This is a genomic window from Flavicella sp. (assembly GCF_037132785.1).
In the GTDB taxonomy this organism is placed as follows: Bacteria; Bacteroidota; Bacteroidia; order Flavobacteriales; family Flavobacteriaceae; genus Flavicella.
In genome coordinates, this window is record NZ_JBAHZZ010000110.1 from 1 (window position 1) to 6187 (window position 6187).

Consider the following 6187-nt stretch of genomic DNA (forward strand, 5'->3'; position numbering starts at 1 on the left):
ATACAAGCATATTTTGATGAATTTTGTTTTAGAATTAATAGGTCACAATACAAAAAATCCATTTTTCATAAAACAATTCTTAGAATGGTACTACAAAAACCTAAATATCAAAAAAATATAAAACAGACACTAGGCGTATAATTCAGGTTGTTTAACTTAATCTACCTCTCCAATAAAAACTTTAGTATTTTCACTATTTATTAGAACTCCATAATTATGCAGGCTTATCAAATTATTCTAGTTGTCGTTATTTACTTTTTAGTTTTATTAGGAATTTCCTATTTCACTAGCAAAAACGACAGCAACGACTCTTTTTTCAAAGCAGGAAAAAAATCCCCTTGGTATATCGTTGCTTTTGGAATGATTGGAGCCTCACTCTCTGGGGTCACCTTTATTTCTGTTCCTGGTTGGGTCAATGCCAGTCAGTTTAGTTATATGCAAATTGTTTTCGGGTATTTGGCGGGTTATTTTGTCATCGCTTATATACTACTTCCTATATATTACAAATCCAATATTACTTCTATTTACGAATATTTAAGAACTCGATTTGGTATTATAAGTCATAAAACAGGTGCAATTTTCTTTTTTGTATCCAGAGTTTTGGGTGCTTCATTTCGTTTGTTTTTAGTAGCATCTGTATTTCAATATTTCATCTTAGATGCATGGAATATCCCATTTGAGTTTACAGTTGTAATTTCAATATTGCTAATTTGGATGTATACTTTTAAAGGCGGCATAAAAACAATTATCTGGACAGATACGCTACAAACTGTTTTTATGCTTACTGCCGTTATAACGGCAATCTATATTATTTGCGATAGTTTTCAATGGTCCATTTTGGATGCATATAATTCTGATGAGTTTCAATCTTACTCAAAAATTATTTTTAACGACGATCTCAAAAGCAACAAACATCTACTAAAATCTTTCTTTGGAGGTATGTTTATTGCTATTGCAATGACTGGTTTGGATCAAGATATGATGCAAAAAAATCTGACCTGTAAAAACGTAAAAGAAGCACAGTGGAACATAATTTCTCTTGGATTTGTTTTAATTATTGTAAATTTTGTCTTTCTCTTTTTAGGTGCACTATTATTTATTTATGCTGATAAAAATGGAGTCGTTATACCCATGGTTGACGGAAGCCCTAAAACAGATTTATTGTTTCCCGAAATTGCTTTACATCAAAATTTAGGTTATCCCATTGCTATGATGTTTATTCTTGGTTTAATTGCTGCAGCTTACTCCAGTGCCGATAGTGCATTAACGTCACTTACTACTTCTTTCTGCTTTGATTTTCTATCTATAGAAAATCACAAGCAAGAGAAACAAAAAAAAATCAGAAAAAAAGTACATATTGGTGTTTCTGTCTTACTTGTATTTGTAATTATTATTTTTAAACACGTACTTACAGACAACGTAATAAGCAGCCTGTTAAAAGTAGCAAGTTATACCTATGGTCCATTATTAGGTTTGTTTGCTTTTGGAATATTTACAAAATATGAAATTAAAGAAAAATGGGTACCGATGGTAGCTTTAATATCTTTAGTAATTACGGCAGCGGTTGATATAAATTCACCTCAATGGTTCAATGGGTATAAATTTGGAAATGAACTTTTAATCTTAAACGGATTGATAACTTTTTCAACTCTTTTTTTAATAAGAGTGCAAAACATAAAATCGATTAAAATCCACTTTTCAAAATAAATATTAATTATTTTTGCATTATGTACAAAGATTTGAGTGATTACCGAAAAGTTTACATTAAAAAGGAACTTCTTAAAAAAGATCTTCCAGAAAACCCATTAGAGCTATTCCAAACATGGTTATATGAAGTAGAAAACTCAAATAATTCTGGTGAGCATAATGCTATGACTCTTTCCACTATTGGAATTGATGGATTTCCTAAAAGCCGAATTGTACTCTTAAAAAAAATCACTTGGGAAGGTTTTATCTTTTATACCAATTATACTAGTGAAAAAGGCAAAGCAATAGATGTAAATTCAAATGTATGCCTTTCCTTTTTCTGGCAAAACATGGAACAACAAATAATTATCAAGGGTAAGGCTGAAAAAATAGCAGAAAACCTATCAGATGGCTATTTTGAATCTAGGCCTGAAGGGAGTAAACTTGGTGCTTGGGCATCCAATCAAAGTGAAATAGTAAAATCCAAAAATGATTTAGATTCCAATTTAAAGAAATTTGAAGAACAGTTTGAAAACAAAGAAATCCCTAGGCCGAAACACTGGGGAGGCTATGTGATTAAACCTCAATCTATTGAGTTCTGGCAAGGAAGACCCAATAGAATGCACGATCGTATCAGATATGATCTACAAAAAGATTTTAGTTGGAAAGTAGATCGGTTAGCTCCTTAATAATTATTATTGATATAATAAAAAAAATAGATAGATTATGATTGATTTAAAGTACCTAATTAAACATTTTTAGTATATTTGAACCTATTAATTTGTATATATGAAAACAGTATATATTGTACGTCACGCCAAATCTTCTTGGGAGTATAGCGGTATAAATGACATCGATAGACCTCTAAAAAAAAGAGGTATTAAAGATTCTTATTTGGTAGCAAAGGCGCTTGTTCAAAAAATAGACAAGCCTGATGTTTTTATCACCAGCAGTGCTACAAGAGCATTGTCAACAGGAGTTATATTTAGTAATATTTTTGGCTATCCTCTTTCTAATCTACAAATTAAAAAATCTTTGTATAGTTTTAGTGATGGTTATTTGGTGAAAACTATTAAAGCTTTAGATAACGAATTTGATTCCGCAATTATTTTTAGTCACGATCATGGAATTAATGATTTTGTAAACAAATATGGAGATGTCTTTATTCCACATGTTCCTACTTGCGGAGTGATTGCTATCCAGTTTGACATCAACCATTGGAAAAGTATTAAAAAAGGGAAAACAATTTTTCAAGAATCGCCTAAGAAACATAAATAAATTGTATCACATTGTTAGAAATCAAAAAATATGCAGCGATTGATATTGGATCAAATGCTGTCCGCTTATTAATTTCAAATATTATTATTTTAAAAGACGAAGGTCCTAAGTTTAAGAAATCTACATTTATCCGTGTCCCTATTCGTTTAGGTGCCGATGCCTTTAATTCAGGTATTATCTCTGAAGAGAATTCTAAGAGAATGATTGATACCATGAAAGCTTTTAAGCTTTTAATGAAAGTACACGGTGTAGAAATGTACAAAGCCTGTGCTACTTCGGCAATGAGAGATTCTACAAATGGAAAGCAACTAATCCAAAGAATAAAAAAGGAAACAACTATTGATATTGAAATAATCGATGGTAAAAAAGAAGCAGAGATTATTGCTTCAACAGATTTAACTGAATTAACAGAAGGTCATAAATCATATTTATATGTAGATGTTGGTGGTGGAAGCACTGAATTCACCGTCTTTTCAAAACAGAAAGTTATTGCATCTAAGTCATTCAAAATGGGAACAGTTAGATTACTTAATAAAAAAATAGACAAAAAAGAAGCTTGGAAAGAAATTAGAAATTGGATTGAAACTCATACAAAAGACCTAAAAAAAATAGTTTTGATAGGCTCAGGAGGCAATATCAATAAAATTTTCAAAATGTCTGGACAAAAAATTGACAAACCTCTTTCCTATATCTACATGAATACTCACTACCAATTCTTAAAAAAGATGTCTTATGATGACAGGATTTCAGAACTAGGATTAAATCCAGATCGTGCTGATGTTATCATTCCTGCTACAAAAATTTACCTTTCTGCAATGAAATGGAGCGGTGCTAAAAAAATATATGTCCCTAAAATTGGATTATCTGATGGAATCATCAAAAGTTTGTACAGTGGTACTCTTAAGGCTTAGATCATTTTTATGAAGAAATTTTATCGACTTACTAATATTTTCCTGATTATAATTTTTATATCATGCAAAAGTGAGTCAAAACAGCAAACTTCAACAAAAGACACATTAATAACAAAAGTCATAAGTAAAACTGAAACGAAAAAAAAATACATTCTGCCAAGAGATAGAAAATATATTTTTGATTCTATAACGACAGATAATGCCGTTGAATTTTTTACTCAATACGGCAAAGAAAACCCACAAACCAAATTGAGAATTGATACGCACCTAGGCAGCATTACTGTGCGTTTATACAAAGACACGCCAATACATCGTGCTAGTTTCCTCTATTTGGTTAAAAGCGGATATTATAACTCTACCTCTTTTTATAGAGTTGTTCCTGACTTTATTGTACAAGGAGGAAATTCTGATAACTTAGTAACTCCAGCTTATAAAGAGCAACTACACAATTATCGAATTCCAGCTGAATTCAGAAAAAAAAGAAGTCATAAACGTGGCTGTATTGCAGCGGCTAGAGACTGGGTAAACAATCCAACCAAAGAATCAACACCTTTTGAATTCTATTTTATTCAAGCTGATAAAAACCAATCACACCTTAATTTTGAACATACCGTTTTTGGAGAAATTATCGATGGTATAGAAGTGATTGATAAAATTACGCAGGTAAAAATTGATCGCTATGAATGGCCTGAAAAAGAAATTACCATGAAAATAACGATCCTAGATTAAAATCTAATCAAACCAAACTACAAAAGACTGTGGTGTTACAAGATTAGGAATTTGCTCTAACTGAACATCATTCGTTTGAATCGTTTTGATTCCCAAATCTATTTTATTTAACGTCATAGTCGCATTTATTTTATCTAAATACAATACTACTTTTGTAAAAGTAGATTCTATTTTTGAAATATTCATCGCTAGACTTATTTCTTCAAATTTCGAGTTCAACCCAATACCATCAATAGTTGTATAAATTCCATCATGAATATCTACAATACGGATTGTCGACAAAGAATCTAAAGGTTCTTTTGGAGTTAAGGTCAATAGGTGTTTTCCTTCTTTAGAATAAATCAAATAAAAATCATCGCTTTGAGCTTGTCTTCCTCGATAACCTAATATTCCTTCACTTAATCGTTTTACTATGGAATCATTCTGAAACAATTCATCAATTTCCATAACTTTAGTTTTAGAAGTAATTAAACCTACCCTGTTTTTTTCTACAGTAAACTCATCTTTTCCAGAACAACTTGCAACTGTAACTATAAAAATTAAAAAAGAAAAATATTTGAAATTAGTTTTAATCATGATTATTTTATTTGATTTTATATAGGATAAAAGTACTTTTTTTCTTCTAATAAGTCATACAATTTCAAATAATTATGAATTAAATATATTAACTATTTTTTATCTAGTTCTTCATAGCTTTCAATAAAAATAAACAACAACCATAGGGTGTAAACTATTTGATTTAAGTACCTTTGCACCCTCAAATTTGGACTATGATTACACAAAACGATCAAGAATTAATTGCCTTGGGTGAAATGCTTCCTTTGATGGAAGAATTCTATACGATTCAAGGTGAAGGTGGGCATACAGGAACTGCTGCTTACTTTATTAGAATTGGCGGTTGTGATGTTGGATGTCATTGGTGTGATGTAAAAGAAAGTTGGGATGCAAAATTGCACCCTCCTACTCTTACTGATAAAATTGTTGCCAATGCAAAGATATATGCTGAAACAGTTGTTGTAACTGGAGGAGAACCTTTAATGTGGTCATTAGACTATATCACCACAAAACTCAGAAAAGGAGGAATGAGAACCCATATTGAAACTTCAGGTGCGTATAAATTATCTGGGATCTGGGATTGGTTTTGTTTATCTCCAAAAAAGACAAAACTTCCTTTAAAAGAATGTTACCAAGCGGCGGACGAATTAAAAATGATTATTCACAATACAAATGATTTTCAATTTGCAGAAGAACAAGCTACCAAAGTATCTAATTCTTGTATATTGTACCTACAACCTGAATGGAGTAAAAAAGACAAAATGATTCCAAAAATCATCGATTATGTAATGAAACACCCTAAGTGGAAAATTTCTTTACAAACTCATAAATATTTAAACATTCCATAAACAAGAATTTCACTCACAAAAAAAGCCCAATCAATATTAATTGCTTGGATTCAAGGTTGTAACGCAACAAAACGTTTTAGTTTTATGATGTTACTGAGCTACAATTTTAAGTTCAATATCCATCATTTCTTTTGGTGTTTTATATCCAAGTATCTTTCTAGGTCTATTGTTTAGTTTTTC

At 30.7% G+C, this 6187-nt stretch carries 7 protein-coding genes and 1 pseudogene; 7 read left to right on the forward strand and 1 reads right to left on the reverse strand.

The features are described 5' to 3' along the window. The 6 genes and pseudogenes from V5787_RS07415 to V5787_RS07440 all read left to right on the forward strand — a co-directional run. A pseudogene (locus tag V5787_RS07415) lies at positions 1-141 on the forward strand (IS1595 family transposase); the annotation flags it as partial. Positions 142-216: 75 nt separating this feature from the next. Further along, the gene (locus V5787_RS07420; RefSeq protein ID WP_336892618.1) at positions 217-1707 is read left to right on the forward strand and encodes a sodium:solute symporter; all 1491 of its coding nucleotides are present in this window, start codon (positions 217-219) and stop codon (positions 1705-1707) included. Positions 1708-1727: 20 nt separating this feature from the next. Then, on the forward strand, positions 1728-2375 hold the full coding sequence (gene pdxH / locus V5787_RS07425) for a pyridoxamine 5'-phosphate oxidase (RefSeq protein WP_336892619.1): 648 nt from the start codon (positions 1728-1730) through the stop codon (positions 2373-2375). A 100-nt stretch (positions 2376-2475) separates the two neighbouring features. After that, positions 2476-2964 (forward strand): histidine phosphatase family protein, encoded by a 489-nt coding sequence (locus tag V5787_RS07430; protein WP_336892620.1) that lies wholly within the window; start codon positions 2476-2478, stop codon positions 2962-2964. 11 nt (positions 2965-2975) lie between these two features. Beyond that, the gene (locus V5787_RS07435) at positions 2976-3875 is read left to right on the forward strand and encodes an exopolyphosphatase (RefSeq protein ID WP_336892621.1); all 900 of its coding nucleotides are present in this window, start codon (positions 2976-2978) and stop codon (positions 3873-3875) included. A 9-nt stretch (positions 3876-3884) separates the two neighbouring features. Next, positions 3885-4604: a peptidylprolyl isomerase gene (locus V5787_RS07440; RefSeq protein ID WP_336892622.1), complete on the forward strand. Its 720-nt coding sequence runs from the start codon at positions 3885-3887 to the stop codon at positions 4602-4604. Between the two features lie 3 nt (positions 4605-4607). On the opposite strand, the gene V5787_RS07445 is transcribed toward V5787_RS07440, so the two are convergent. Beyond that, positions 4608-5180 (reverse strand): hypothetical protein, encoded by a 573-nt coding sequence (locus tag V5787_RS07445; protein ID WP_336892623.1) that lies wholly within the window; start codon positions 5178-5180, stop codon positions 4608-4610. Between the two features lie 194 nt (positions 5181-5374). On the opposite strand from V5787_RS07445, the gene V5787_RS07450 reads away from it, so the two are divergent. Continuing rightward, positions 5375-6007, forward strand: coding sequence for a 7-carboxy-7-deazaguanine synthase QueE (locus V5787_RS07450; protein ID WP_336892624.1), 633 nt, complete (start codon positions 5375-5377; stop codon positions 6005-6007). Positions 6008-6187 lie beyond the last annotated feature (180 nt).

What these genes read in the sequence shown, in the direction of transcription:
- V5787_RS07420 (WP_336892618.1), top strand. Translation starts at nt 217, where the DNA reads ATGCAGGCTTATCAAATTATTCTAGTTGTCGTTATTTACTTTTTAGTT.
- pdxH (WP_336892619.1), top strand. Translation starts at nt 1,728, where the DNA reads ATGTACAAAGATTTGAGTGATTACCGAAAAGTTTACATTAAAAAGGAA.
- V5787_RS07430 (WP_336892620.1), top strand. Translation starts at nt 2,476, where the DNA reads ATGAAAACAGTATATATTGTACGTCACGCCAAATCTTCTTGGGAGTAT.
- V5787_RS07440 (WP_336892622.1), top strand. Translation starts at nt 3,885, where the DNA reads ATGAAGAAATTTTATCGACTTACTAATATTTTCCTGATTATAATTTTT.
- V5787_RS07445 (WP_336892623.1), bottom strand. Translation starts at nt 5,180, where the DNA reads ATGATTAAAACTAATTTCAAATATTTTTCTTTTTTAATTTTTATAGTT.
- V5787_RS07450 (WP_336892624.1), top strand. Translation starts at nt 5,375, where the DNA reads ATGATTACACAAAACGATCAAGAATTAATTGCCTTGGGTGAAATGCTT.